The organism is Neobacillus sp. NRS-1170, from assembly GCF_050468025.1.
On sequence record NZ_JBITPF010000072.1, the window covers coordinates 22,510 to 49,181 of the forward strand.

Consider the following 26,672-nt stretch of genomic DNA (forward strand, 5'->3'; position numbering starts at 1 on the left):
TGTACATTTATCTGGGACTATCGTTCTGGAACTTTTTGTAGATTTTTAATTTAGAATATTTTGGTATAATATCACAAAAGAAACAACTTTATAAAAATAACTAGGTTGGGGGTAATGAGGATGAAAGAACCTAATCCGCTTTTTGACTTCATTCAATCAAACCGGGAACTGCTTTTAAACGAATGGACAGAAAAACTGAATGATCTGGATGAACTGAAAGTAACGAATGTTATTTCAGAAAAGGTCTATCTGAATATATGTCATGAATATTTGAATATCTTAACTACATATTATCCGAATCATCAAGAAACGAGCAAAATCAGTGAGTTCTCGCAAAAATTGGTCCAACTAGGCTGGAATTTAGGATTTATCCTGGACATTTTAGCCGAATTTGGAAAAATCCTTTTCTTTCATATGACCAAGGGTGCTCCCGAAAAAGAGCAGGTTGAATTTGGCTGGGAGTATGATAAGTGGATCACTCCGATAAATAAAGAGGTGCTCAATCACTATGCTTCCTCCTGGCAAAAAACCGTGTCCTTGCAGAAAATCGCGCTTCAAGAGCTTTCCGCACCGCTAATCCCCATCTTTGATAATATTACTGTCATGCCGTTAGTAGGAACGATTGATACCGACCGCGCCAAACGGATTATGGAAAATTTACTGCAAGGGGTGGTCAAACATCGGGCCGAGGTAGTGCTAATCGATATAACGGGAGTGCCAGTGGTCGATACGATGGTCGCTCATCATATTATTCAGGCTTCCGAAGCGGTACGGCTGGTAGGGGCAAAATGCTTGATTGTAGGAATTCGTCCGGAGATTGCTCAAACCATCGTGAATTTAGGCATTAATCTCACTCAAGTCGTCACAAAAAACAGCCTGCAAAAAGGAATTGAAGCGGCATTGGAAATGACAAATCGAAAGATCATACCAACGGAGGAATAAAAATGGTTGCAAGAATACCCATTTTAAAATTATATAATTGCCTGCTTATTTCCATTCAGTGGGAGCTTGACGATCAAACGGCCTTACAATTTCAAGAAGACCTGCTAAATAAAATTCATGCCACAGACGCGAGCGGTGTCGTCATCGATTTAACGTCCGTCGATGTGATTGACTCATTTATTGCAAAAGTTCTTGGTGATGTCGTCAGCATGTCCAAACTGATGGGGGTAAAGGTTGTATTAACCGGAATCCAGCCCGCTGTAGCGATTACATTAGTGGAACTAGGAATACACCTTCAAGAGGTGCAAACCGCACTCGATTTAGAGAAGGGAATTGAAACACTACAACGGGAGTTGGGGGAGAAAGCATGGAGTGCGAATCCTGTGTAAAAATTATGACAGAATGGGATATCGTTGCAGCGAGGCAGATGGGAAGAAACACTGCCAAGGAGCTTGATTTTAGCATAGTCGATCAAGCAAGAATCACAACAGCCATTTCTGAGCTTGCCCGCAATATCTATTTATATGCCGGGCAAGGAGAGATTCGGATTGAACCCATTAATGAGATGGGGAAATGTGGACTTAAAGTAATCGCGGCAGATCGGGGTCCAGGAATTCAAGATATAAGAAGAGTGATGGAGGATGGATTTACCACATCCGGCGGCTTAGGGGCAGGATTGCCGGGGGTTAGACGATTGATGGATGATTTCGATCTTACCTCTGAGGTTGGGGTAGGTACGACCATCCAGGTCGTGAAATGGCTTCGCTAGGAGGATGATCAATCATGGATTTTAAAGCGATTTTAGAATCAAGTTATCGAGAAATACTGAACAGGTATCTTGAGGATTCATCCGAAACAGCTTTATATCAAGGACAAATGTTTAGCCGGAAATCGATTGAGCAATTCATATCCCCTGAGGAAATTATCGGCATTCATTGTAAGGTTTTGCATGAAATTTTTCCAGATATGCCAAAGGAGGTCTTATCTTCCTTTGATTTTCTCATTCAATTTATGATGGATTATGGCTTAGCCTACCAGGAGCATCAGAGCTTACGCGATAAACAGCTGGAAATAAAGTCTGAAATCCAAATCGCTGCCAGCATTCAAGAAACGCTCCTGGAAACGCCTATTCCTCAAAATGAAGATTTAGATATTGGGGCCATTAGTATCCCTGCCAAACAAATGAATGGAGATTATCATCGCTTTATCCAAGACGGAAATAGTATCGGGGTCGCCATTGCTGATGTAATTGGAAAAGGGATCCCAGCCGCTATGTGTATGTCGATGATCAAGTATGCCATGGATAGTTTGCCAAAGCCTAGAAAATATCCGCAGCAGGTGTTGGAAAACTTAAATCGCGTCGTCGAAAATAATGTCGATCCCAGTATGTTTATTACCATGTTTTATGGCGTCTACGATACGACAGAACAAACCTTTACCTATGCTTCTGCAGGACACGAACAGGGGTTTTATTATCAATACCGTGATGATTCCTTTGAGGATCTTGTGACAAAAGGTCTTGTGTTAGGGGTAGAACAGAACAGTACATATGAGCATTATGAAAAAAAAGTCGAACCCGGAGATATCATCGTCCTAGTATCAGATGGGGTGACCGAATCAAGGACCGAAGAGGGTTTTATTGAACGTTCCGTGATTACGAATTTAATCCGCCAGTATATGCATATGACCGCCCAAGAAATGGTAGAGGAAATCTATCGGTATATCGAGAAAATACAGAATTTTCAAATTAGAGATGATTTCACCCTGATTATTTTAAAAAGAAAGGTTTAACACTCGAATAATCGGGGTAAATAGCAACAACTATATATATTCCAAAGAGGTGATAATCTATGAATCTAGTTTTTGAAAAACATCACAGTAAGGAGAAAACCTTTGTTGCCCTTGGCGGAGAAATAGATGCCTTTACTGCGCCAAAGCTAAAAGAGGAATTACTGCCATTAGCCGGTGCAGAGAATCAATTCCTGATTATCAGCTTAAAGGACGTATCCTATATAGATAGTACTGGTTTAGGAGTATTTGTGGGTCTATTCAAACAAATAACTAAAAATAATGGAAAATTAAAGCTGGTGGAGCTGTCCGATCGCTTGGAACGACTCTTCCAAATAACAGGTTTAGATAACATCATCGATATTTCTACTAACTGAGGGGTGGGGGAAAATGGAACAACTAATGGATTATATTGAAATGAAAATACCGGCGAAGCCAGAGTACGTTGGCATCATCAGATTAACCACTTCGGGTATTGCCAGCCGGATGGGCTATGGATATGAAGAAATTGAGGATGTGAAAATAGCCATCAGTGAAGCCTGTACCAATGCCGTTCAGCATGCGTACAAACAGGATGAAGGCGGGGAAATTGTCATCGGCTTCGGCATTTATGAAAACAAATTAGAAATAGTCATCGCGGATAATGGCAAGAGTTTCAATTTTGAACAGACCAAGAGTCAGCTAGGTCCCTATGATGCCTCCAGTTCCATCGACCAACTTTCAGAGGGAGGGCTCGGTCTCTATTTGATGGAAACGCTCATGGATGAGGTCCGTGTATCCGTTCATTCCGGTGTAACGGTCTTCATGGCTAAGTACTTAAGTGGGGAGCGTGTAAATCATGACGCAACAACCAGCTCAGGTTACGAAGAGAACTAAAGAAGAAATCCATGCACTGATTCTGGAAGTGCAGCAAACAGAGAGCAACTCGGCCCAAACCCTATTAGTAGAAAATTACAAGGCCTTAGTGGCGAGCCTCGTACATAAGTATTCCAGAGGCGGAGGATTCCACGAAGACCTCATGCAAGTGGGAATGATTGGCTTATTAGCTGCGATCAGAAGATTTGATCCTGAGTTTGGAAAAACCTTTGAATCGTTTCTGATTCCGACCGTTATTGGAGAAATCAAGCGTTTCCTCAGAGACAAAACATGGAGTGTGCATGTCCCTAGAAGGATTAAAGAATTATGGACAAAAATAAAGCCGGTTGTGGACGAACTGACCAATAAGTATCAGCGTTCACCGAAAATAGCGGAAATTGCAGAGTATTTGGAGGCGACAGAGGAAGAAGTATTGGAAGCAATGGAAATGGGGAAAAGCTATCAAGCTATGTCCGTGGACCAGCCGATTGAAGCAAGCTCTGATGGCAGTACGGTTACAACTCTCGACATCATTGGCTCTCAAGATGAAGAATTTGAAAAAGTGGATCAGAAGCTGTTGCTTGAAAGCGTTCTTCATGTGCTATCAGAAAAAGAAAAAGACATCATTTATTGCACGTTTATCGCCAATAAAAGCCAGAGGGAAACAGGTGAGTTTTTAGGGATTTCACAGATGCATGTTTCGAGGCTGCAGCGAAGAGCGATTGAAAAATTGCGAAAGGCGCTTAATCGAGATGTCTATACTGGGGCAGCCAATGCTGGAACGTGAAGCAAATGAGCATATCCAGGCATTAGCGTATCAAATTCAAAAAAGGGGAAATTGGTGCAACGGCGATAGCTATTTTATGAAGGCAACGGAAGAGTACTTCATCTGCACCGTGGCAGACGGTCTAGGAAGCGGTGCGGCCGCCCATGCCTCGTCAAATGCCATTCGGGAAGTGGTGGAAAAGTATCATCATGAAGATGTGGACGCATTAATCGACTATTGTAATCAGGCCCTAAAGAATAAAAGAGGGGCAACCATATCAATTTTTAAAGTAAATTTTTCCCTTCAAACATTTTCTTATTGCTCAGTTGGGAACATTCGATTTGTTCTTTACTGCCCATCAGGACGATTTATTTATCCGCTCCCTGTCTTAGGATTTTTATCAGGCAAACCGCAAAATCATCGGAGTGAAACTTTTTCGTATGAGGGAGGCTCCACGTTTATCATTCATACAGATGGGTTGATGATCCCTTCAGTGAAACAATTGTTAAGCAGCTGCCGAACAATTGAAGACATGTCCAATCAACTGGAGCTGTATACCAACTCGCGCATGGATGACTTAACCTATGTTGTCGGGGAACTTTTGTAACGTATCTGACCACAGTTGGATGCGATTTTTTTTATACTAGGTTTGTAAAATGAGGTGATGATTTGTTAGAAAAAAAAGCCTTTCGTGCTGGGGCCGGGCTTTTGCTTGTGTTCTTAATTATTTTTGTAGGGATGAAAATCAATTTCGTGTTCCAGCCGGTCGTCATCTTAGTCCAAGCCCTCTTTTTCCCCTTTTTAATCGCAGGAGTGTTATATTACTTGTTTCGCCCAATTGTCTATTTTCTTCAGTCGAAGATGGTTCCGAGAGCGCTTTCGATCCTGCTGATTTATGTGCTGGCCATCATTATAATGAGTCTATTGGTTTATCTCGTCGGACCGATTTTGCAGCAGCAAACGAAAAGCTTAATCGATAATACACCAGCCTTCGTCGAGTTTGTCCACGAAAAAGTAAAGCCCCTGGGGCAGAGTAAATGGCTGGATCATTTACAGGAAAACGAGCAGAGTTCAGACACGTTAGCGAAAAATATATCTTCAGGTCTGTCTGTGATTGGGTCTAAAATAGTCGATTTGATTGGGATGATTGCCGGGATTGTGACGGTGTTTGTGACCGTCCCGTTCATTTTATATTACATGTTAAAAGAAGGGGAAAAGGCACCGAGACTGTTGCTCCGCTTATTGCCGCCGGGGCAGCAGGTAAATGGCCGGAGGATTTTAGCGGATTTAGACGAAGCACTCAGTTCCTATATTCAGGGACAAATTCTTGTTAGCTTTTGTGTCGGTGGAATGCTTTTTATCGGATACTCATTCATCGGCCTAGACTACTCTCTTCTGGTTGCCATCGTAGCGATGTTTACCAATGTAGTTCCGTTTCTCGGGCCGATCATGGCGATTATTCCAGCCCTGGTTATTGCCAGCCTCGATTCACCGATGATGATTATCAAAGTGCTGCTTGTGATGATTCTTGTCCAGCAAATTGAAGGTCATATTATTTCACCGCAGGTCATGGGAAGAAAGCTGGAGATTCATCCGCTCACGATTATCTCCCTGCTTCTCGCGGCCGGAAGTATCGGAGGTGTGCTCGCACTTATCTTAGCAGTGCCGGTGTATGCCGTCTTGAAGGTGGTTGCCCACCATGGCTATCGGTTGTGGAAGCTTCGAAAAGAGCAATCGATAGAGGAAAAAATCATTAATGGTAACAATGCTGAGCCACACAAAAAAGAAACTGCTTTTTGATAAGCAGTCTCTTTTGGGTTATTACGATTTATTTCTCATTGTTCTCATAAAGAAGCCGACTATGAAGACAAGAACAATCGCCCCTATCAATGCTGGAATGATATAAAAGTCGCCAACGACTGGACCCCAATCACCTAATATAAAGGAACCCAGCCATGCTCCGACAAATCCGGCAATGATATTACCAATGACACCTCCAGGTATATCACGTCCCATCAGCAGTCCTGCTAACCAGCCGATGATTCCTCCTATAATTAATGCCCAAATAAATCCCATGAAAATTCTCTCCTCTCGATTTTGGTTGTGAAGCTATAGTAATGAATACCCGGAAATTCTGTTCTTAAACCGTTCGATCATAAACAATGGAGTCAAACTTTTTCCTGAGTTTTGTATATTTCTCCATTAAAAGAAACTCTGTGTTTAATATTTCGTTATATTGTTTTAATTCGGCAGACAGTTTGTGGAATCGTCTCTTATTACGGTCATCCAAGCATTTGTCAATTTCCTTTGTTAATAAGCTGACTTTTACAATGATTTCTGTTTTTAGTTTTTGACTTGCTTTCATTAATTTTTCTTGTGCCGCATTTTCACAAGGGATTTTTAAAACCAATCCACATTTGCAGACCACTTTTTCTGAATCTCCCCAAATAAATTCGTCATTTCCGCACATTTTGCATACCAGTTCCTTCATATAATAGAGCCCTCCTATTTTATGAATAAAAAGTGAAGTATTTTTCAAATACCCGTTTGCTGGGTGAATGAAACTTTTATTTTTTTAGAATAATAGGTTTCAGTTTTTCAAAAGGGGTTATATATCTACTATACATTTCAACTTCAGCTGAAATGATAAAACACAATATCAGGAGGTATGATGATGAAACATGTAAGAGTAGTAGAAAACGGCTTAGAGGCAAAAAAGGCAATCGACCAATTTATGAGCGAAGGATTCACAAAGGAGGAAGTTTATTTATTGGCACATGACAAAGACCGCTCAGAGCACCTTTCTGAGGCAACCGATATCCAAGATATAGGGATTCAAGAGCAGGGTGTCTTTGATTCAATGGCCAATGTATTCCGTTCCCGCGGGGATAAGCTCCGAGCTAAAATGAGAGCTCTAAATTTATCAGATTTAGAAGCACAGCATCTTGAAAAAGAATTAGATGAAGGACGGGTTGTCGTTATTGCCACTGGAGTTGCTTAAGAAGAACATTGGATCGGAACAAAGGAGGCAGTTCCTTTGTTTCCGAACTTCCTAAAATACAAATGAAGGGAGAAAGGGAAAATGAAATATTCTGATATAAAATTAGGGGATTTATTAGGTGGAAGGATTCCTGCGAGACGTAAAAGGAAGGTGGATATTGGAATCAATGATTCATTTGATAATCCAATCATCCACAGGCAAATCCATGGAGAGAAAGTATATGTTCCATTAAATCTCGGCAAGTTGTGGAATCAACTTGATTACTAATAAAAGGTTTGTACCGTAGCATAGCATCGTTATGAGCTTATTTAACGGTGTTATGCTATAAATACAAAACGGGCTGTCCTACATTTCGAAAGAAAATTTTTCCATTTAGTCCTCCTGTGTGTTAGAATGTTTAAAGTGAATGAAGGAGGCGTACCAATGAATGATTTTGGGCAAATTGCGCTGGTCAGTATTATTTCTCATTTAGTGTTCATTGCGCTTTCGTGGTGGGCCTTGCAGGCGATCCGCCTTGAGAAGCTGCTGCGGCCAAACCATGTGTTTCAGGCGCGGTTACTGTACATATTATTAGCCATTTTCATTGGTTCATCTGTTAGTAACTTTTTCCTTGATTATCTCCAATGGTCCCAGCAGCTGCCGTTGATTTTACAATGAAAATGACAAATTGGTAAAAATTTAGGTCTTCGTACATGTTCCCATTTGTCCATATTTTGAGTACAATTCTCTTTGTGTGGAAAAAATATTATCAGTGATTTAATGTGAAAAAGTGAACTTGAAACTTTTCTACTTTGTTTCACGTATAAATATTGAAACTTGTCTAAAAGTGACGACATTTCCCAAGTATGCTCTGCTCTTCCTTGGAAACAATGGTAGTAAGGGGGAGACGAGAGATGAAGAGAAACAGTAAGATTCTTTTAGGCGTGGTTTCAATTTTATGTTTTATCCTGGTTGTGATAGGGAACCGAACAACTGAAGCAAACGGCGGCCTGGATTTTTTTAATAAAGAAAAAATGGACGACGGGAGAGCGTCAATTTTTCAAAACAGCGGCGGACAGGATTTAGCGAAAATCGGCTCTATTTTACAAGCCGAAGATATTTTGCTCAATGAATGGTCGTATTATGCACGAGAACATCTCGCAGGCCTGAAAAGTGAGAAGGAAGTTCAGGAATACGTAGAAAAGCTTCAGAAAAAGTTTCCCGAGTGGGAGTGGTCTGTGAAAAACACCAGTGAATATCGGGAAGTGACAGCAGTATCTCCAACATCTAAACACCACAACGAAATGCTTCAAATTATGGCAACCCACACAAAACAACCTATCGATGCGTATATAGTTTATAGAGTCAGCGGGAGAGATTGGAATAAGTTGTCAGAGGCTTTTTTCACTACCGGGCAATTCAAAAATAGGCTATCTGACATATTTCGAGGAAAACCTACAGTTTTCTCTTGTATGAAAGGCGTTTTCAGTGATAAGATTGATACGGCTTTACCTGAGGTAGCTAGCAGGTTAATGTCAGGATTTAATGCAAAAGAGATCGAAGCGTTAAAAGAGGAGAATTTCATGTCTGTTTCGGCATCATCGCCAATGTTTACAGGCTCCATAGATAATAAAGAAAATAACATGAATTTACAAATTGGCATACGCTCCGAAGGATTGGGCGCAGGAACTACCATCGTAGTTGGCACACCAATCATTACGATTGAATATTAATATAGAGAAAATGGACGCGGAGGGGAATACTCTTGGAAAAGATCATCGTCCGCGGCGGACAAAGGCTTAATGGAACGGTAAAAGTAGAAGGTGCAAAAAATGCCGTCCTGCCTGTTATCGCTGCAACATTATTAGCAAGTGATGGAAAAAGTGTAATTCGTGATGTACCTACACTCTCCGATGTATACACAATTAATGAAGTTTTACGCAACTTAAATGCTGAAGTGGTATTTGACAATAATACAGTTGTTGTTGATGCATCCAGAGAGTTAAAAGATGAGGCGCCATTCGAATACGTTCGTAAAATGCGCGCGTCTGTCCTTGTCATGGGATCTCTATTGGCACGTAATGGCCGGGCTCGTGTAGCTCTTCCAGGCGGTTGTGCCATCGGATCTCGTCCTATCGACCAGCACTTAAAGGGCTTTGAAGCCATGGGTGCAACAGTGAAGGTAGGGAATGGCTTTATCGAAGCGGAGGTAGACGGCCGCTTGAAAGGTGCCAAGATTTACTTGGATTTCCCAAGTGTTGGTGCAACGGAAAACATTATGATGGCGGCAACCCTGGCGGTTGGAACGACTATCATCGAAAACGTCGCAAAAGAACCAGAAATCGTTGATCTTGCAAACTTCCTGAACAAAATGGGTGCGCGGGTACGCGGCGCAGGTACAGGCACATTAAGGATTGAGGGTGTCGATGTATTATTCGGTGCCGACCATAACATTATTCCTGACCGGATTGAAGCAGGTACCTTCATGGTTGCCTCAGCGATTACGGGCGGAAATGTGTTGGTAAAGGGCGCAGTTCCGGAACATTTGTCTTCCTTAATTGCAAAGATGGAAGAAATGGGTGTAGAAATTCATGAGGAAGAGGATGGCGTTCGTGTTATCGGTCCTGATCGCTTGAAGGCCGTTGATATTAAAACGATGCCGCATCCTGGCTTCCCAACAGATATGCAATCGCAAATGATGGCTTTATTACTTCGTGCAGAAGGAACTTCGATGATTACAGAAACGGTGTTTGAGAATCGTTTTATGCACGTTGAAGAATTCCGCCGTATGAATGCTGATATTAAAATTGAAGGCCGTTCTGTTATTTTAAATGGCCCGTCAAATTTACAGGGTGCAGAAGTGTCAGCAACGGATTTAAGAGCTGCAGCTGCGTTGATTTTAACTGGTTTGGTTTCTGAAGGCGTGACACGTGTGACTGAGCTAAAGCACTTAGACCGCGGCTACGTGGATTTCCACGGCAAATTAGCTGGGTTAGGCGCAGACATCGAGCGCGTGAAAGAAATCGACGAGAACATCGTCGAAGTCGAGAAATACGTTTCAGATATGAATGCTTAAGTTTATTATATTAGTTTGAATTTGAGTTTGAGTTTGAGTTTAGTGGAAACCGAAGATTGGTATACGGTGGTCTGATATCCGACCAGCGTGGCAATCTTCGGTTTTTTATTTTGTTTGTGGTGTCAAAGGTGTCAGGCACCGCTCGTGGACATTTGTCATTCTATGGTGTCAGGCACCATCCGTGTACAATTGTTTTTCTGTGGTGTACACTATGCGAGAACGCCAAAAAAATCTGTAATAAATGCTTGTCCGCTTCCATATGTTTAAGTGAGATGCATTCCGGCAGTGTGTCCGGCTGCAAATTACAAACTGGAGGCACAATCATGATAAAAATCAAACCATTCATCGTACTAGCAGCATTCCTCATTGCCTTGACTCTAATTATCCCCGCTGTACTTGTATTACCCTTTTCAGATGAACATAAGGCAAGTGGAAAATTAGGCGAGAATCTATCCAAGCCCTCGGCAAAGGTCACGGATGTGACGTCCACATCTAAAGATCCTGCGGTGGAGGTATCGGTCTTTCGTTTTTCAAAGTCAAAGATTGAAAAGGTCCAATTAGAGGATTATCTCGTTGGGGTTGTTGCTGCTGAGATGCCTGCTGATTTCGAGGAGGAGGCGCTCAAGGCCCAGGCGCTGACAGCAAGGACCTATATCGTTCACAGATTAATAACAAAAGATACGCTCGGCGTCCCAAAAGGTGCTCAGGTTAATGACACTCAAAACCATCAAGTGTACATGAATGATGATGAGCAAAGAAATTCTTGGGGCAAGGACTATGACTGGAAGAAGAAAAAGGTTCTAGAGGCCGTCCGGACGACGAGCGGGCAAATTCTAACTTACGAAGGCAAGCCAATTGATGCGTTGTTTTTCTCCACCAGTAATGGCTATACGGAAAACTCTGAAGACTATTGGTCCGGCAGTATCCCTTATTTAAGAAGTGTTTCGAGTCCTTGGGATAAAAATTCGCCTAAATTTAATAGCCAAAAGGTAATGACGGTTCGGGAGTTTGAAGCGAAACTGGGGGTAAAGATTGGTTCAAGCGGGACGATTGGTAAAATTGTGGAACGGACTACAGGAAAACGGGTGGGCAAGGTCAATTTTAACGGCAAGGTCTTCAGCGGGAAAGAAATTCGCGACAAATTGGATTTAAGATCCTCCGATTTCGCCTGGGAGCGAAAGGGAAATAATATTGTCATCACCACGAAGGGATTCGGCCATGGCGTCGGGATGAGCCAGTACGGTGCGAACGGAATGGCGGAGGAAGGTTCGGATTATAAGGAGATTGTGAAGCATTACTACAAAGGTGTCGATATCACCTCAGCAGAAAACATGCTGGCGACGATTACGGCGCGGAAATAGATTTGAAGCCAGGCGTGCCTGGCTTTTTGTCTTTTTACTGGCGTATTCGGGAGATGTACTGCTCGAAATAGGGAAGTGACTAATAAAATGTTGAAAGTGACCGATAAGTTTTAATAAGTGACCAGCCATCTACGATTTACTTCCTACTCTATTAAATAAAACTAGACGAATGACTGCACCAAAAAAAATTTTCTCCATTTATGCATAAAAACTCCCTCAGTGTCGAAAAATAAGTTTTAAAAATTTTTTCTGACTAGTGTATATAATTCTACTTATCTGTTCAGAATGATTGCTGAGGTGATGAAAATGAGAGAGGAAGAAAACAAACGATCTTCTCAAAGTTCCAGTGCAAAACGCTTTTTTAAGAAGCGTTGGGTCTTTCCAGCCATCTATATCGCAAGTGCAGCAATCATTTTAACCGGAGTTCTTTGGTATCAAGCGAGCGGCAGTAAAACAGATAAGTATGACTACAAGTCTACTGATATCGCTGGTAAAAAGAACCAGGCGCCAGCAGTCGAGGTTAACAAAGCTTTAGAAAACTTCAAAATGCCGGTGGCAATGGAAAAAGCTCCAGTTATCAAAACGAAATTCTATGATTTCAATGCAAAACCAGAAGAACAGGAAGCAGCTTTAGTATATTACGATAACACCTATAACCAAAGCACAGGTGTCGACATTACCGTGAAAAATGGCGAAACGTTTGACGTTTTGGCATCACTAAGCGGAAAGGTTACTCGTGTTGAAGAGGATGCTGTTCTCGGTAACGTGATTGAAATCGAGCACGACAATGGGATTGTGACACAATATCAATCCTTAAAAGAGATTAAGGTCAAGGTTGGCGACGAAGTAAAACAAGGACAAGTTCTTGCCAAGGCTGGACAAAGCTTGTTCAATGAAAAAGCTGGAACGCATGTACATTTTGAAATTCGTAAAGATGGCGTGGCTGTAAACCCAACAAACTACTTTAACAAATCGTTGAGTGCTTTACAGGAAGACACACAATCGAACGATAGCACAGAGTCAGTGGAAATGCCAAAACAAAAGCAAGATGAACAAATGATTGACGATCCTGCTTCTGATGACACTCCTTCTGATAAAGAAGACCAATCTACTGATTCAAAAGACAAGAAAAACTCTTAATTTTGTAATAAAGGGGGAAGAGGGAACTCTCCTCTTTTTTTTGTTTATAAGGATAAAAATGCAACTTTTTGAAAAACTAACCTCTCGGAAGACTTTCTTCATGGAGGTAGTAACATGCCAGCAATTATTCGTTTGGGTTTACTCATTATTTCTTGGCTGACCATCATTTATCTACCAAAAGAATCAGTAAAAAAATATACACCGGTGGCCACTTTTTCGTCTTTACTGGTCTTGGTTCTAAGTATCTTATCATTTCGGTTTAAATGGTGGAGAGTCAGAGGCGGCGTATCTAAAAAAATCTTTAATGACTTTAGCTTTATTTTTGGTCCATATTTTGTCGGCACGATATGGATATTCCATTTGAGTTTCGGGAGATTTTGGCTATATTGTTTGATTAATCTTTTCATGGATACAATGCTCTTATATCCTCTCAATAAAATGTTTGAAAAATTAGGCATGTATAAATTAACCAGAATCACACCAGAGCAGCTATTATACACGACACTAAGCTTTGCACTCGCACTCTACGGATTTCAACTATTCATCTCAAAACCAAAATCCAGTGAATAAACTGGATTTTTTTCTCAGCGTTAGCATACGAACAGGTGTGTCCTCTAGTGGTGGACAAATGAGTAGAAATGTCTTTTTGTGGTGCCTGACACCATGTTAGAATGTAGTAAAAGGAGGGATTTTTTTGAAAAGATTAATGGGGGGCGTGCTCGCAGTATTGGTCGTTGCCTTAATTATCACTGGCTGCAGCAAGGAACCGACGCCTCAGGACAGATTCTCCGACTACATAGCTCTTTGGAATCAGCAAAGGTTTGATAAGATGTATGATTATCTTTCAAACGATGCAAAACAGAAAATCACAAAAGATGAATTCACAAGCCGCTATCAAAAAATCTACCAAGACCTTCAGATTAAAGACCTCAAGATTAGCTTCAAAAAACCAAAAGAGGATAAACAGGCCGATAAGGAGAAGGCCCAATATTCTTTTACCGCTAAAATGAGCAGTATTGCCGGACCTATTCAATTTACCCAGACAGCGAAGTTGCTGAAGGAAGATCGTAACGAAAACGAAAAAACGAACTGGTATGTAGACTGGAATACAGAGTATATTTTTCCAAAATTAAAGGAGGGCGATACGATTGGCCTGAACACGATTGCACCGAAGCGTGGGGAGATTCTTGACCGGAACGGCAACGGGCTTGCGGTGAACGGACAGGCGTATGAGGTGGGCGTAATTGCCGGGGAGGTAAATGAGCCGGTGATGGCGCAGCTTGCTCCTCTGTTGAAAATGACGCCAGAGCAGATCAATAAGGCTTTGAGTGCAAGCTGGGTGAAGCCCGGGTTGTTCGTACCGCTGAAATCTGTCTCAATGGATGACACGGAGCGGGTTGCCCAACTGGTTGCACTTGAGCCGGTCAAAACACGGAAAGTAGAGGCGAGGATTTATCCTTTTGGCCAGGCTGCCGCGCAACTAATTGGGTATGTCGGTCCGATTACGGCAGATGAACTGGATAAGAGAAAGGACAAAGGTTATACAAGTCGTGATGTAATCGGCAAGCGCGGGCTCGAGCAGGTGCTGGATGAGCGGTTGAAGGGCACGAGCGGCGTTAAAATTGTGATTAAAAAGAAGGCTGGCGGTAACGATACGGGCTCCGGATCAGAGGAAGTGCTTGCGGAAAAGCCTGTAGCGGACGGGAAGAATGTTAAGCTGACGATCGACGGCGGGATGCAGAAGGCGATCTTTGACGAGATGGGCGGAGAGGCTGGAGCAGCAGCAGCGATGAATCCGGTTAGCGGGGAGACGCTGGCACTTGTCAGCAGTCCGTCGTTTGACCCGAACCAAGCGGCGCTGGGGTTCTCAGCGGATGAGTGGAAGGCGCTGCAGGAAGATGCCAAAAAACCGCTGACGACACGGTTTAAGCAAGATTATGCACCTGGATCTGTTATGAAGGCTATCACCGCCTCTGTGGGGCTTGAGAGCGGGGCTATATCGCCAGGCGATACGGTGCCAATCCTCGGGAAGAAATGGCAAAAGGATGCCTCTTGGGGCGGCTATTTCGTGACACGGGTGCATGAGGGCAGCCCGATTAATTTGGAGAAGGCGTTCGTGTTTTCGGACAATATTTATTTCGCGCAGGCAGCGTTGAAGACGGGCAAGGACGCGTTTGCTAACGGGCTGAAGAAGTTTGGCTTTGAGGAAGAGCTGACGTATCCGTATCCGCTTGAAACCTCGAGAATTGGTGCTCTGGAAAGCGACATATCGCTAGCCGATACGGGCTACGGACAGGGGCAGATTCAAATGAGCATCGTCCATTTGCTTGCTTCATATACCCCATTTATGAATAACGGCAATATGATTAAGCCGATTCTATTGGACGAAGAGCAGCGGAGCCAGGTATGGCGTGAAGCGGTGGTCTCGAGTGAGCATGCAGGGATGGTCGCTGCTGATTTAAGGAAGGTTGTAGCCGATACAGGAGGTACGGGTCATGCTGCAGATATGGCTGACTATCCTTTGGCTGGAAAAACGGGCACGGCGGAGATCAAGCAGAAGCAAGGCGAAACCGGCACCGAAAACGGATGGTTCATCGCCTACAACACCAATTCTCCGAGCCTGATGGTAGCGATGATGGTCGAGGGAGTGCAGGGCCGAGGCGGTTCACAGGTACCGGTGAAAAAGGTGAAAAACATTTTTATGAAAATGAAGTGAGGTTACTAAACCAATCCGAGATTCGGGTTGGTTTTTTTTGACGCCGGTGCCGTTCAGTTCCAGTTCTAGTTTTAGTGAAACGATTATTATATCGGCGAAACTACTTTTGTGATTTTTTTCGGCTAGAGTTCAGACGGCTTATATTGATATTTTTCCAAGTCGATTACTCCATTCAAGCCTACTTCTACCCCTTCGGCTTCCAGCGACCACAATTGCTCCTGGTAGGATTCTTCGTCCTGCAGGGCGATTTGCCCTTTGGCATTGATGACACGGTGCCAGGGAAGGCGGTGTTTTTTACTCATGGAATGAAGGATGCGGACGACTTGGCGAGCTGCTCTTGGACTGCCGGCCAACACGGCGATTTGGCCATAGGTCATAACTTTTCCAGCAGGGATATTTCGAATGATTTCAATGACATTTTCAGTGAATAGAGTCACGGCATTATTCCTTTCTCAGGCTGCATAAGCTTATTATATAAGATTTGAAAAAATACTTATCCCCTGTCCTTTATAAATTTTATATGTTTTTATCATCGTGGTCGAAGTAGTCGAAGACGATAACAAAAAAAATGAGGGATTTTGGGGTAGAAAATTTGAGATTAACGACGTTTCTGACTACAAAATTGCCATTTTTGAATAATTTTTTGCTCGACAAATTTCTCAGGAAATAATGCTAACAATGATTGTATTTCCTGGAAAAACCTTTATAACAAGCGGTTTTAGGCGATACAACAGGATTGTCGAAAAAGTGGAAGGTGTCCTATTTATCAAAAAATTTCCGAAAAGCCTTGTCCCGATTCGGGATTTTGTGCATAAACCCGTATCCAAGCTAATAAACTGTTACAAACCTTTACAAAGAGAGTGTTTGAGGTGAAGAGTCGTTTGAAGTTAGCGGGAATTCAGCCGGGGACATGATTATTCATTGTATGATCAGAAGGTACATTACTTTCTGCCGCATGGTGCCACTCCAAAAAAATGAGTGTCCACCTCAGATGAACAAAATGGCGAAAATGTCTTTTTATGGTGCCTGACACCACAAAAAACAATCCATTCCATGCGGAAGCAGAATTGGTCGAAGTGATAAGCGGGTCTCATTTCACACTACTCACATCCAATTTAGGGAGGGCGAGAGTGTGCACGATTACATCAAAGAGAGAACTATCAAGATTGGAAAGTATATCGTGGAGACGAGGAAAACGGTTCGCGTGATTGCGAAGGAGTTTGGCGTATCCAAAAGTACAGTCCATAAGGATTTGACAGAGAGACTACCTGAAATTAATCCAGAGCTGGCAAACGAAGTAAAGGAAATATTAGATTATCATAAATCGATTCGTCATCTCAGGGGCGGCGAGGCGACAAAAATGAAGTATCAAAAAGAAGAAAAGGAAGGAGAGGCTGTTAAGTAAGCCATGATCCTTTTCGAAAATAGCTAATTTCTTGATGTTTGAACCTCGTTTCAAACATCACTTTTGTTTTAAAGGAGATTAAATTTTCTATCGAGATTTTCACAAGAAACGCACGTATTTCAAGGTGTTCTCTTGTATTCTTCTCATAGCTGTAATACTTCTGCAAAATTCTACGTTATTTTTTTATATTGTTATGGAAATTGTAATGAATATGATACAATAGACAATTAGGAAAAGAATGTGGAATTCCGCTCTGAGGAGGAAAGAAAAGAGAATGTTTGCAAGGGATATTGGGATTGATTTAGGAACGGCTAACGTGCTGATTCACGTAAAAGGCCGTGGAATCGTATTAAACGAGCCTTCTGTCGTTGCCATTGACAAAAATACAAACAAGGTGCTTGCCGTCGGTGAAGAAGCCCGCCGCATGGTCGGACGTACACCAGGAAATATTGTCGCGATTCGCCCGCTAAAGGATGGCGTTATCGCTGATTTTGACGTAACAGAAGCAATGTTAAAACATTTTATAAATAAACTTAACGTAAAAGGGTTTTTATCCAAGCCGCGCATCTTGATTTGCTGCCCGACGAACATAACAAGCGTTGAGCAAAAAGCGATCCGTGAAGCTGCCGAAAAGAGCGGCGGGAAAAAGGTCTATCTTGAAGAGGAGCCAAAGGTAGCGGCGATTGGCGCAGGCATGGACATCTTCCAGCCAAGCGGCAATATGGTAGTGGACATCGGGGGAGGAACGACAGATGTTGCAGTGCTTTCAATGGGCGATATCGTGACTTCTTCCTCCATCAAAATGGCCGGCGACAAGTTCGATATGGAAATCCTCAACTACATCAAGCGCGAGTACAAGCTGTTGATTGGTGAGCGTACATCTGAAAATATTAAAATCAACATCGGTACTGTATTCCCAGGTTCACGCTCGGAAGAAATGGAAATTCGCGGCCGTGACATGGTGAGCGGTCTGCCTCGTACGATTACCGTTCGTTCCGAAGAAATCGAAGCCTCACTGCGCGAATCCGTGGCCGTTATCGTTCAGGCTGCCAAAAGTGTCCTTGAGCGCACACCGCCAGAGCTTTCTGCCGACATCATTGACCGCGGCGTCATTCTGACCGGCGGAGGAGCATTGCTGCACGGCATCGATATGCTGCTTGCGGATGAACTGAAGGTTCCCGTTCTTGTGGCAGAAAATCCAATGGACTGCGTTGCAATCGGAACAGGCATCATGCTTGATAACATCGATCGGATTTCAAACCGGAAGTTTGGATAATTGGTATTTTTTTCTGAATTAGGTTGTATGACATCTAACCACAAAAAGTCTAATGTAGCAGGCAAGGACAAGCCTCATTCATTGGACTTTTTTATTTTGCAAAAAAATTCCCCATATTTCGCGGTTTTTTAACATGAATTGACTTTTTTCTGTAAAAAGTTAATGTGTAATGATGAATAATTTTTTATAATAGAATAAATGTGACATAATATGTATTAACTCACTGATTCCGAAGGCAACTTCTGAATTCGGTTAAAGGGGAAATAAAGCATGTCTGTTAATAATCTAAACCAACATCAAGTGCGAACGAGAGAAGAATATAAAAAAGCAGTTCAAAAAGTAAAGGAAGAAAAGGCAGAAGTGAAACCGCAGAAAACACAAGCTGCAGCCCAAAATGGAAAGGAACGGGTCAGGATCCGTTTGATTCCGATTTGGCTACGTTTAGTTTTGTTGGTCGTTTTCGTCTTTATCAGCCTAATGGCTGGAGCTGTCGTCGGCTACGGAGTACTTGGAGGCGGGAAGGCCGCAGATGTTTTTAAAGAATCCACTTGGACACATATTCGCGATTTAATTGATAAAAAATAAATGGAAGGAAGGGAGCTAATTCCCTTCCTTTTTGTGTACCTTAAGTATAGAATAGGAAATAAATACGAGATACTAGTAGGAGGTACTAATTCGATGCTTGATATCGATCAAATTAAAGAAATTATCCCGCACAGATACCCATTTTTATTGGTTGACCGCATTTTAGAAGTGGAAGAAGGCGTTCGTGCGGTAGGCATTAAAAATGTTTCCGCCAATGAAGAATTTTTTAATGGCCATTTTCCCGATTATCCAGTAATGCCTGGTGTATTAATCGTCGAAGCACTTGCACAGGTTGGTGCAGTGGCCATGTTGAAAAAAGAAGAAAACCGCGGCCGGTTAGCCTTTTTTGCGGGAATAGACGGCTGCCGCTTTAAAAAGCAGGTAAAACCTGGCGACCAGCTTCGCCTTGAAGTGGAAATCATTCGTCTGCGCGGACCAATCGGAAAAGGAAAAGCCGTTGCCTCCGTTGATGGCGAAGTCGCCTGCGAAGCGGAAATCACTTTTGCGTTGGGGGACAAAAAGGAATAGGCCGGGACTTGGTTCCTGGTCTTTTTTTTTCAAAAAAATGCCATAAAAGATTTTTCAGGCGCTGGAGAAACTAATATCAGACCATGGCAAGGTCAAATATTAGTTGAAAGGGGCCATTCGCCTTGAAGAAAAGATTGCTGCTTTTGTTTACAGGGTCAATATTATCCGCAATGCTGTTAGGGTTAGCTGGTTGTAATAATGATAATGATCAGAATCCTCCACCGCCAACCAATAACAGAATTGATAACGATTTGGACAATGATGGGGTTAATGACAGATACGAAAATAATTTGAATAACCGTAACAATGATTTAAACGATAATAATCTCATTGACCGAGACCACTATCCGGAATCCGAGGACAAAAACAGACCGACGGATAAAGACCCATCGAAGGACAATAATACTCCACGAGAAGAAATAATCGAGGATGATATTGACCGCAACGACCGGGATAATAAAGACGAATAAGAAAAAGGGACAGCCCGAGCGGCTTGTCCCTTCTTACATTCCTTTCGCAAAAAGAACTGCGCCCAGAACGACCAATATAATCATTAAGATATAACCCAATCCAACGACAATGGTAATAATCCAGCCCAGCACCTTACGGCCAGTTTGAATCAAGTAAATCCCCAGAGCAATTGGTCCAAAAATAAATCCTAAGATGGCCCAAAGCCAGCGACTTTTATTATGCTTGGGAGCATCAATAAACAAGTAAACCGCAAATGCAATTGCAATTAGTAAACTGATTGTACCACTCAAAACGTTTCACTCCTTTAGGCCTATATTCTTAGTATGTTTTAGGAATGGGGAAACAATGTATAAAACCAGTCCGGGGACTGGTCTTAGACTAAGTGTTCTTCACTTTAAGCTTTGGCTTGCTCTTCATTTTTTCCTTAAATTCGTTAAGAAGGGCCGGACCCTCGAGTCCTTTTTGAAGCAGATTTTCGAGCAAGAGCTCGGAATAGTCGCTTTTATTACGGCGCAGATGGCCTTCAAATAAGACGCTGATGTGCTTTTCAAATTTCGTTAACGAGCTAATTTTCGTTTGGAAAAACGCAGGGGCGTTCTCCTTTTTTGTGATAACCGCTTCGACAATGATGTCGCGTTTTTGCTCGAAAATGTTTTTGAAATAATCATAGAGGGAGAGATCAGTATAAGCCTCCATCAGCCAGGTGGAGCGTTCGTCTTCTTTATTGAGAATCAAGCCATCTTCTAACGGGACTTCAACCGAAGTGTCATCTTCCACAACTTCCAACGAGAATAACTTAAACGATTTCATCATAACCTCCTGTGTTTATTTTACCTAATTATAACATACGCTAAAAGAAAGCAAATGTCGAAAAATATTTGTCGAAATTAGGAATATCCGCTTTTGTTGCAAAACGAACTGCTTGCCTTGACAAAAACCCCCTGTAAAAACAGTTATTTGAGCAAAAACAGTCTCGAAAAAGACCTTAACGCGGTTTTACAGGCGGCGGGCCCGGAGCGTATGATGAAACCATCAAATGCGAAGGAGTTGAAAACATGATTAATCAAGTCACCCTTGTCGGCAGGCTGACGAGGGATCCGGAATTAAAGACGACGACGGAAGGGACCCATGTAACCCACATTACCTTAGCGGTGAATCGCCACTATCGCAACCACAATGGGGAGTTCGAAGCTGATTTTGTCCAATGCACCCTTTGGCGGAATGCTGCCGAAAATACGTGTAAATATTGTCGAAAGGGAGCTGTGCTGGGGGTAACTGGCCGTCTGCAAACCCGCCATTATGAAAAAGAGGGAAAGAGAGTGTACGTTACTGAAGTTATCGCGGAATCCGTGCGCTTCCTAAGCGCCAAGCCGCAGCGCGACATCGTGCCAGAGCAGAGACGTGAAGCTGTGCCGGAGCCTAGGCGCGAGCCAATTCCAAAGCCAAGACAAGAGTTTGTTCCTGAGCTAGGACGGGGTCCAGTCCCAGAGCCAAGACATGAGTTTGTGCCAGAACAAAGCCGTGATTCTGCGCCAGAGCAAAGAAGGGAGGAAGTCTCCATTGGATTTTAACAATAAAGTTACTGCCAACTTAGAGCAGCTGCTAGAAAGTTTGATCAAAATGGTTGGAAAAGCCAATCACAATGTCGACAGCCTGCAAAAGCGTGTTAGTCAGCTGGAATGTCTCATTTTAGAGGAACAGCTTGAAATCAGGGAAAGAGGCCCCCTTAGAATCCACTCCAATTACCCGCATAAAAGCTCGAAAAACATTCCATTTCCCATAAGCTAACCAACGATTTCCCCAGTAAAAGAAAATCAATCATGTCTTCGAGACCATCCCCAATTCTGGATTCCGGCAACAGTTGATTGCCGGAATTTTTTTGTATAAAAAATAATCTTTTGGGCAAACTAAATAAAAAACCCCCCTGTTTTTTTTAAAAGAAGCCGCTGAACACGTGTCAGCGGCTTCTTTGATGTTACTTTTTTTCTTTACATGGAAGGAAAGATTTAAATTATCGTCGAATAATGTATATAAATGTAATATTAAGGGGGATTTTGCTTGAAGAGTAGAAATTCATTAATTTTTATTGGAGAAAAAAAGTGTAAGAAAAACCTGAAGTTCATAAGAAAGCCCAGCTTTTTCGATGCCATCTTACTTTCAAGTCAATCACCGCAATCACCTAAGACCCCATCCTATCAATCAATCCCGCTTGACAGCAAGGCAAACATTCAAATCCACTTCTATGATTCCAACATTCATCTTATCTACCAAAAGCAATCCCTGCAAATTTTTTCGAGTCATCGCCATTTAACTGAAACAGAAGTATTCGACCTTTTTCACAACTTTGCCGTCAAGGAAGGAGACAAGGTGTCCTACTTAAGCTTTTTCCCGAGTGGAAAAACAAGTGCGCGAAAAAGAAAAAAGGTGCGCGTCTTGTCGGAGGAAAAGGAACTGGAGGAAGATGAAGTCGAAGATACATATATTTAAAAAGATGAGTTCGAAAAACTGACACTGTTATGACACAGAATTGACACTTTCCTTTGTATTATGACAATTTGTGATACTCTTTTAATCTATTTGTAACATAACTGGTACATTGTTCTGGTATAACTATAGTACTAAGGAAGGGAGAAAACGTATGCAAACGACAATAAAGCGTATCATTCTCGTGTTACTTACACTTGTGTTTTGTGAATCTGGTACAATGGTTACATATGCACAAACAAATAGCCAAGCCCTACATAATGCTAAGCAGCAGCTTGAGGAAAAACAAAGATTAGTAGAGCAAAAAGCACAAGAAAAACAAACCGTTAATAAAGAAATCGAGAATATTCAGCAAGAATTACAATCTCTATATACATTTATTACACAAAACAAAGAATCAATGGCTAATACGCAAAAGAAAATAGATGCCACCAACCAGTTGATTGAAAAGAAGAAAGAAGAAATCGTCGCCCTAGAGGATAAAATCCTTGCCCGCAAAGGCATTATGAAACAAAGGGCAGTCGCGCTTCAGCAGAACGATAGCGTGAGCCTTGTGATAAACCTTTTCTTTGAATCTGACAGCATCTCTGAATTCATTCAGCGTGCAAGTGCGGCATCTGCTTTAATGGACGCGGATAAAGATATTTTAACAGCACAAAAAGAAGATCTTCAGAAGATTGAAGACGATAAAAAAGAGATTGATAGACAAGAACAGAAATTAGAAGAAGATCAAAACGTACTTGCGAAGCAGCAGGCAGAGCTTGATCAAAATCTTCAAAAGAGACAGCAAGCCTTAACTGCTATGCAGCAAAAATTAAGTCAAATTGTACAGCAAATGGCACTAGCCGAGCAGGAAAAGGCCGGCATTGAATCACAGATGAAAGACATCCAAGCGAAGATTGCCAGCGAAGCAGCACCGGTAAAAGCGCGACCAGTATCAGCTCCAGCTCAAAGCAAACCAGCGGCAGGGGTTAAGGGTAAAGAGATGTATGTATCGGCATCCGCATATACTGCTTCCTGCGCGGGATGTTCAGGTATAACTACTATGGGCTACAATTTAAAGGCCAATCCAAATCTAAAAATAATTGCCGTTGACCCAAGTGTCATCCCGCTCGGAAGCAGAGTGTGGGTAGAGGGCTATGGTGAAGCCATTGCAGGCGATACGGGCGGCGCTATCAAAGGACACAAAATCGACGTGTTTATGCCTTCCCAATCTAAAGCTTTAGCATGGGGCAGAAAAACAGTAAAAGTCATTATTATGCAATAGAATTCAGAAGAGATCCACAAACTTTTAGGGTTGTGGGTCTCTTTTTTTGTTATTTGGATGTTCATTGCCCGTGGTATCAGGCACCAATCGTGGACATTTATCCGATTTTGTCCATGTGGAATGGATATAGGTTGCACTTTCTGCATCATTTACTTTAGGTCCTGGTTCAGGATGTTGTCCTCAAGGACGGAGAATTTGTCGCCGTAGACTTTGGTGATGTGCTTTTCGCCCCAGTCGCAAAGTGAATTCAGAATCCCCTCCAGGCTCGAGCCGTATTCGCTCAACTCGTATTCCACCTTTGGCGGAACCTGATTATAAACAATCCGATTGATTACGCCGTCCTCTTCCAGCTCCCGCAATTGCTGAGTCAGCATTTTTTGCGTAATGTTCGGCATCAGCCGCTTCAAATCGCTGGTTCGCTTTTTTCCGTGCGTTAAATGACAAAGGATGACGCACTTCCATTTTCCCCCGATTACCTCAAGCGTCGCTTCAACTGATATATTGTACTTCTTTTTTTCCATAGCCGGTCCATCCTCCTAGTTGATAGGCACTAAAAAGTACCTATATTACTTCAAGGTATCTATAGCACTTTAAAGTGCGTACTTCCTTATTACTTGCATATATCCCATAATAACATTTGTAAGTTAAAAAACAAGCAAGAGGAGGAAGCATCAATGCCTTTAAATAAAAAACAAAGCACGTTGGCGCTGCTGGCCTTAGCTGTGAGTGCCTTTGCCATCGGAACCACCGAATTTATCAGCGTCGGCCTTCTGCCGCTGATCGCCAAAGATTTACACATATCCGTCACCACCGCAGGACTGACGGTTTCCTTATACGCACTCGGGGTCACATTCGGCGCCCCGGTCTTAACATCTTTGACATCACGCATGTCACGTAAAACGTTGCTGCTGTGGATCATGATTATTTTTATCATCGGCAACGGCATCGCCGCCACCGCCACCACCATCAGCGTTCTGCTGGCTGCACGCGTGATTTCAGCCCTGTCGCACGGCGTCTTTATGTCCATTGGCTCAACCATCGCCGCGGACCTTGTTCCGGCAAACCGACGTGCGAGCGCCATCTCGATCATGTTCTCCGGCCTTACCGTTGCCACTGTGACCGGCGTGCCGTTCGGAACCTTCATCGGACAGCAATTCGGCTGGAGGCTCGCTTTCGTCCTGATTGTGGCAGTTGGCGTCATCGGATTGGTCGCGAACCTTGCACTCGTTCCTTCTTTTTTGAAAAAAGGAACTCAGACAAGCCTTCGCAATCAGTTCAAGCCCTTGACCAATAGCCGGCTTTTATTACTTTTCAGCATCACGGCGCTTGGATATGGCGGGACATTCGTTGTATTCACCTATTTATCGCCATTGCTCCAGGATATAACTGGTTTTAAAGAAGGAACCGTTGCAGTTATTTTACTCGTATACGGTGTGGCCATTGCGATTGGAAACATGGTCGGCGGGAAGCTGTCGAACCGCAATCCAATCAGCGCCTTATTCTATATGTTTATCGTCCATGCCCTCGTGCTTTTTGCCTTGATGTTTACAGCCCCATTTAAAACTGCTGGCTTAATCACGATTATTTTGATGGGACTGCTTGCTTTTATGAACGTCCCAGGCCTGCAAGTTTATGTTGTAATGTTGGCGGAACGTTTCGTGCCGAGTGCTGTTGATGTGGCGTCCGCCCTGAACATTGCCGCATTTAACGCAGGCATCGCGATTGGGTCCTTCTTGGGAGGAGCAATCACCGATTCTATCGGGCTCATCCATACCACATGGATCGGAGCATTGATGGTTTTTGGGGCTGTTATCTTAACAGGTTGGAGCCGTTCCCTGGAGCGGCGTGACCTTAGTTTTTCAAAATTAGAGGAGGTTTGTTAAATGAACTTACAAACAACAACAATACTAAATAACGGTGTAAAAATGCCATGGTTTGGTTTAGGAGTATTTAAAGTGGAGGAAGGCCCTGTTCTGGTGAATTCAGTGAAGTCTGCGATCAAGCATGGCTATCGCAGCATCGATACAGCAGCGATTTATGAAAACGAAGCGGGAGTAGGAGAAGGAATTCGTGAGGGGCTTGCTGAGGCAGGGATTACGCGCGAGGAATTATTTGTCACCTCTAAGGTTTGGAATGCCGATCTTGGATACGAAGCGACCATTGCTGCATACGAAAGAAGCCTGGAAAAGCTTGGGTTAGAGTATTTAGATTTATACTTGGTGCACTGGCCGGTTGAGGGTAAATTCAAGGAAGCTTGGCGGGCATTGGAAAAGCTGTATAAGGACGGCCGGGTTCGGGCGATAGGCGTGAGTAATTTCCAGGTTCACCATCTTGAAGAGTTGATGGCCGATGCGGAGATTAAACCAATGGTAAACCAGGTGGAATACCATCCGCGCTTAACCCAAAAAGAAGTCCAGGCGTTTTGCCGGGAGCACGGAATCCAGCTTGAAGCGTGGTCCCCTTTAATGCAAGGTGGGCTGCTGGATAATGAAATTTTGGGGGAAATCGCAGGCAAATACGGAAAATCGGCAGCACAGGTGATTTTGCGCTGGGACCTGCAGAATGGCGTCGTCACGATCCCAAAATCGGTCAAGGAGCACCGCATCATCGAAAACTCGCAGGTGTTTGACTTTGAACTTTCGGATGAGGATATGCAAAGGATCGATGAATTAAACCAAAACCACCGTGTCGGACCAGATCCTGATAATTTTGATTTTTAAAGGGGAAACTGGGTTCTATTCATTGTGACAGTGGCGGAATAAATTGTGAACTTCGCGGAATTAGTACAAAAGTTCGCGGAATTCCACTGAAAATCCGCGAGATAAACAATAAAATCCGCGGAAATTACCCTAAAACTCGCGGAATCAAAAAATCACAACTACAAAAAAGGACTCCGGAAACCATCGCCGGGTCCTTTTTTGTGTTCACCGTACAAGGACAAATGTCCACAGATGGTGCCTGACACCAAACTTGAAGAGAGTAATTTTTCTAATTTTCTGTTATATTTGTTTGGAGATAAATCTGTTTGAATT

General features: G+C 42.9%; 34 protein-coding genes and 1 pseudogene. 29 read left to right on the forward strand and 6 right to left on the reverse strand.

What is annotated here, in order from left to right; genetic code table 11:
- The first annotated feature begins 120 nt into the window (after nucleotides 1-120).
- From ACIFOT_RS26305 to ACIFOT_RS26345, 9 genes are all read left to right on the forward strand, one after another.
- Nucleotides 121-942 (forward strand): STAS domain-containing protein, encoded by an 822-nt coding sequence (locus ACIFOT_RS26305; RefSeq protein WP_430070034.1) that lies wholly within the window; start codon nucleotides 121-123, stop codon nucleotides 940-942.
- A 2-nt stretch (nucleotides 943-944) separates the two neighbouring features.
- Entirely contained in the window at nucleotides 945-1,331 is a 387-nt protein-coding gene (locus ACIFOT_RS26310) for an STAS domain-containing protein (protein WP_430070037.1), read from the forward strand.
- Entirely contained in the window at nucleotides 1,310-1,711 is a 402-nt protein-coding gene (locus tag ACIFOT_RS26315; protein WP_430070040.1) for an anti-sigma regulatory factor, read from the forward strand. The genes ACIFOT_RS26310 and ACIFOT_RS26315 overlap by 22 nt, the downstream gene beginning before the upstream one ends.
- Before the next feature lie 14 nt (nucleotides 1,712-1,725).
- Nucleotides 1,726-2,733, forward strand: a complete 1,008-nt coding sequence (locus ACIFOT_RS26320) for a PP2C family protein-serine/threonine phosphatase (protein ID WP_430070043.1) — start codon at nucleotides 1,726-1,728, stop codon at nucleotides 2,731-2,733.
- A 59-nt stretch (nucleotides 2,734-2,792) separates the two neighbouring features.
- Complete coding sequence (locus ACIFOT_RS26325; RefSeq protein WP_430070046.1) at nucleotides 2,793-3,107, forward strand: anti-sigma factor antagonist; 315 nt, start codon at nucleotides 2,793-2,795, stop codon at nucleotides 3,105-3,107.
- Between the two features lie 13 nt (nucleotides 3,108-3,120).
- On the forward strand, nucleotides 3,121-3,606 hold the full coding sequence (gene rsbW / locus ACIFOT_RS26330; RefSeq protein ID WP_430070049.1) for an anti-sigma B factor RsbW: 486 nt from the start codon (nucleotides 3,121-3,123) through the stop codon (nucleotides 3,604-3,606).
- Nucleotides 3,569-4,372: an RNA polymerase sigma factor SigB gene (sigB, locus tag ACIFOT_RS26335; RefSeq protein WP_430070052.1), complete on the forward strand. Its 804-nt coding sequence runs from the start codon at nucleotides 3,569-3,571 to the stop codon at nucleotides 4,370-4,372. The genes rsbW and sigB overlap by 38 nt, the downstream gene beginning before the upstream one ends.
- Nucleotides 4,359-4,958, forward strand: a complete 600-nt coding sequence (locus tag ACIFOT_RS26340) for a PP2C family serine/threonine-protein phosphatase (protein ID WP_430070055.1) — start codon at nucleotides 4,359-4,361, stop codon at nucleotides 4,956-4,958. The genes sigB and ACIFOT_RS26340 overlap by 14 nt, the downstream gene beginning before the upstream one ends.
- Nucleotides 4,959-5,020: 62 nt before the next feature.
- On the forward strand, nucleotides 5,021-6,151 hold the full coding sequence (locus ACIFOT_RS26345) for an AI-2E family transporter (RefSeq protein WP_430070058.1): 1,131 nt from the start codon (nucleotides 5,021-5,023) through the stop codon (nucleotides 6,149-6,151).
- Nucleotides 6,152-6,172: 21 nt separating this feature from the next.
- Here ACIFOT_RS26345 and ACIFOT_RS26350 read toward each other — a convergent pair whose 3' ends face one another.
- Both ACIFOT_RS26350 and ACIFOT_RS26355 read right to left on the reverse strand, forming a co-directional pair.
- Entirely contained in the window at nucleotides 6,173-6,427 is a 255-nt protein-coding gene (locus ACIFOT_RS26350) for a GlsB/YeaQ/YmgE family stress response membrane protein (protein WP_430070061.1), read from the reverse strand.
- A gap of 64 nt (nucleotides 6,428-6,491) precedes the next feature.
- Complete coding sequence (locus tag ACIFOT_RS26355; RefSeq protein ID WP_430070064.1) at nucleotides 6,492-6,842, reverse strand: IDEAL domain-containing protein; 351 nt, start codon at nucleotides 6,840-6,842, stop codon at nucleotides 6,492-6,494.
- Between the two features lie 183 nt (nucleotides 6,843-7,025).
- Between ACIFOT_RS26355 and ACIFOT_RS26360 the strand changes: the two genes are divergently transcribed.
- The 9 genes from ACIFOT_RS26360 (at nucleotide 7,026) to ACIFOT_RS26400 (ending at nucleotide 15,624) form a co-directional block, all read left to right on the forward strand.
- A complete protein-coding gene (locus ACIFOT_RS26360; protein ID WP_430070198.1) occupies nucleotides 7,026-7,352 on the forward strand; it encodes a general stress protein in 327 nt (108 codons plus the stop codon).
- An 81-nt stretch (nucleotides 7,353-7,433) separates the two neighbouring features.
- Nucleotides 7,434-7,619 carry a hypothetical protein gene (locus ACIFOT_RS26365; RefSeq protein WP_430070067.1) on the forward strand — a complete coding sequence of 62 codons (186 nt, stop codon included), beginning with the start codon at nucleotides 7,434-7,436 and terminating at the stop codon, nucleotides 7,617-7,619.
- A gap of 156 nt (nucleotides 7,620-7,775) precedes the next feature.
- Entirely contained in the window at nucleotides 7,776-8,009 is a 234-nt protein-coding gene (locus ACIFOT_RS26370) for a DUF1146 family protein (protein WP_430070070.1), read from the forward strand.
- Between the two features lie 236 nt (nucleotides 8,010-8,245).
- Nucleotides 8,246-9,064: a YwmB family TATA-box binding protein gene (locus tag ACIFOT_RS26375; RefSeq protein WP_430070073.1), complete on the forward strand. Its 819-nt coding sequence runs from the start codon at nucleotides 8,246-8,248 to the stop codon at nucleotides 9,062-9,064.
- A gap of 32 nt (nucleotides 9,065-9,096) precedes the next feature.
- A complete protein-coding gene (murA, locus tag ACIFOT_RS26380) occupies nucleotides 9,097-10,407 on the forward strand; it encodes a UDP-N-acetylglucosamine 1-carboxyvinyltransferase (RefSeq protein ID WP_430070076.1) in 1,311 nt (436 codons plus the stop codon).
- A 323-nt stretch (nucleotides 10,408-10,730) separates the two neighbouring features.
- Nucleotides 10,731-11,768: a stage II sporulation protein D gene (gene spoIID / locus ACIFOT_RS26385; RefSeq protein ID WP_430070079.1), complete on the forward strand. Its 1,038-nt coding sequence runs from the start codon at nucleotides 10,731-10,733 to the stop codon at nucleotides 11,766-11,768.
- A 306-nt stretch (nucleotides 11,769-12,074) separates the two neighbouring features.
- The gene (locus ACIFOT_RS26390) at nucleotides 12,075-12,908 is read left to right on the forward strand and encodes a peptidoglycan DD-metalloendopeptidase family protein (RefSeq protein WP_430070082.1); all 834 of its coding nucleotides are present in this window, start codon (nucleotides 12,075-12,077) and stop codon (nucleotides 12,906-12,908) included.
- A gap of 114 nt (nucleotides 12,909-13,022) precedes the next feature.
- Nucleotides 13,023-13,478, forward strand: a complete 456-nt coding sequence (locus ACIFOT_RS26395; RefSeq protein WP_430070085.1) for a hypothetical protein — start codon at nucleotides 13,023-13,025, stop codon at nucleotides 13,476-13,478.
- A gap of 124 nt (nucleotides 13,479-13,602) precedes the next feature.
- Nucleotides 13,603-15,624 (forward strand): penicillin-binding transpeptidase domain-containing protein, encoded by a 2,022-nt coding sequence (locus ACIFOT_RS26400; RefSeq protein WP_430070088.1) that lies wholly within the window; start codon nucleotides 13,603-13,605, stop codon nucleotides 15,622-15,624.
- A 122-nt stretch (nucleotides 15,625-15,746) separates the two neighbouring features.
- Here ACIFOT_RS26400 and ACIFOT_RS26405 read toward each other — a convergent pair whose 3' ends face one another.
- Nucleotides 15,747-16,061 carry an MGMT family protein gene (locus ACIFOT_RS26405; RefSeq protein WP_430070091.1) on the reverse strand — a complete coding sequence of 105 codons (315 nt, stop codon included), beginning with the start codon at nucleotides 16,059-16,061 and terminating at the stop codon, nucleotides 15,747-15,749.
- 695 nt (nucleotides 16,062-16,756) lie between these two features.
- On the opposite strand from ACIFOT_RS26405, the gene spoIIID reads away from it, so the two are divergent.
- The 5 genes from spoIIID to ACIFOT_RS26430 all read left to right on the forward strand — a co-directional run bounded on the left by spoIIID (nucleotide 16,757) and on the right by ACIFOT_RS26430 (nucleotide 19,888).
- Entirely contained in the window at nucleotides 16,757-17,029 is a 273-nt protein-coding gene (gene spoIIID, locus ACIFOT_RS26410) for a sporulation transcriptional regulator SpoIIID (protein WP_007086083.1), read from the forward strand.
- A gap of 274 nt (nucleotides 17,030-17,303) precedes the next feature.
- Entirely contained in the window at nucleotides 17,304-18,305 is a 1,002-nt protein-coding gene (locus ACIFOT_RS26415) for a rod shape-determining protein (protein ID WP_430070095.1), read from the forward strand.
- A 270-nt stretch (nucleotides 18,306-18,575) separates the two neighbouring features.
- Nucleotides 18,576-18,890, forward strand: a complete 315-nt coding sequence (locus ACIFOT_RS26420; protein ID WP_430070098.1) for a DNA-directed RNA polymerase subunit beta — start codon at nucleotides 18,576-18,578, stop codon at nucleotides 18,888-18,890.
- A 93-nt stretch (nucleotides 18,891-18,983) separates the two neighbouring features.
- A complete protein-coding gene (fabZ, locus tag ACIFOT_RS26425; protein WP_223594799.1) occupies nucleotides 18,984-19,418 on the forward strand; it encodes a 3-hydroxyacyl-ACP dehydratase FabZ in 435 nt (144 codons plus the stop codon).
- A gap of 122 nt (nucleotides 19,419-19,540) precedes the next feature.
- Nucleotides 19,541-19,888, forward strand: coding sequence for a hypothetical protein (locus tag ACIFOT_RS26430; protein WP_430070101.1), 348 nt, complete (start codon nucleotides 19,541-19,543; stop codon nucleotides 19,886-19,888).
- 33 nt (nucleotides 19,889-19,921) lie between these two features.
- Here the strand turns inward: ACIFOT_RS26430 and ACIFOT_RS26435 are convergent, their stop codons facing one another.
- The gene (locus ACIFOT_RS26435; RefSeq protein WP_430070103.1) at nucleotides 19,922-20,179 is read right to left on the reverse strand and encodes a hypothetical protein; all 258 of its coding nucleotides are present in this window, start codon (nucleotides 20,177-20,179) and stop codon (nucleotides 19,922-19,924) included.
- 88 nt (nucleotides 20,180-20,267) lie between these two features.
- The gene (locus tag ACIFOT_RS26440; protein ID WP_430070106.1) at nucleotides 20,268-20,702 is read right to left on the reverse strand and encodes a YwpF-like family protein; all 435 of its coding nucleotides are present in this window, start codon (nucleotides 20,700-20,702) and stop codon (nucleotides 20,268-20,270) included.
- Between the two features lie 242 nt (nucleotides 20,703-20,944).
- On the opposite strand from ACIFOT_RS26440, the pseudogene ssb reads away from it, so the two are divergent.
- The 4 genes and pseudogenes from ssb to ACIFOT_RS26460 all read left to right on the forward strand — a co-directional run.
- Nucleotides 20,945-21,265 (forward strand): annotated as a pseudogene (ssb, locus tag ACIFOT_RS26445) (single-stranded DNA-binding protein); the annotation flags it as partial.
- Nucleotides 21,266-21,449: 184 nt separating this feature from the next.
- A complete protein-coding gene (locus ACIFOT_RS26450; RefSeq protein ID WP_430070110.1) occupies nucleotides 21,450-21,677 on the forward strand; it encodes a hypothetical protein in 228 nt (75 codons plus the stop codon).
- 270 nt (nucleotides 21,678-21,947) lie between these two features.
- A complete protein-coding gene (locus ACIFOT_RS26455) occupies nucleotides 21,948-22,376 on the forward strand; it encodes a hypothetical protein (protein WP_430070113.1) in 429 nt (142 codons plus the stop codon).
- Between the two features lie 151 nt (nucleotides 22,377-22,527).
- Nucleotides 22,528-23,640 carry a 3D domain-containing protein gene (locus ACIFOT_RS26460; protein ID WP_430070116.1) on the forward strand — a complete coding sequence of 371 codons (1,113 nt, stop codon included), beginning with the start codon at nucleotides 22,528-22,530 and terminating at the stop codon, nucleotides 23,638-23,640.
- 149 nt (nucleotides 23,641-23,789) lie between these two features.
- Here ACIFOT_RS26460 and ACIFOT_RS26465 read toward each other — a convergent pair whose 3' ends face one another.
- Entirely contained in the window at nucleotides 23,790-24,161 is a 372-nt protein-coding gene (locus ACIFOT_RS26465) for a winged helix-turn-helix transcriptional regulator (RefSeq protein ID WP_430070119.1), read from the reverse strand.
- A 153-nt stretch (nucleotides 24,162-24,314) separates the two neighbouring features.
- Between ACIFOT_RS26465 and ACIFOT_RS26470 the strand changes: the two genes are divergently transcribed.
- The gene (locus tag ACIFOT_RS26470) at nucleotides 24,315-25,523 is read left to right on the forward strand and encodes an MFS transporter (protein ID WP_430070122.1); all 1,209 of its coding nucleotides are present in this window, start codon (nucleotides 24,315-24,317) and stop codon (nucleotides 25,521-25,523) included.
- Nucleotides 25,524-26,360, forward strand: a complete 837-nt coding sequence (locus ACIFOT_RS26475) for an aldo/keto reductase (RefSeq protein ID WP_430070124.1) — start codon at nucleotides 25,524-25,526, stop codon at nucleotides 26,358-26,360.
- The last annotated feature ends 312 nt before the right edge of the window (nucleotides 26,361-26,672 follow it).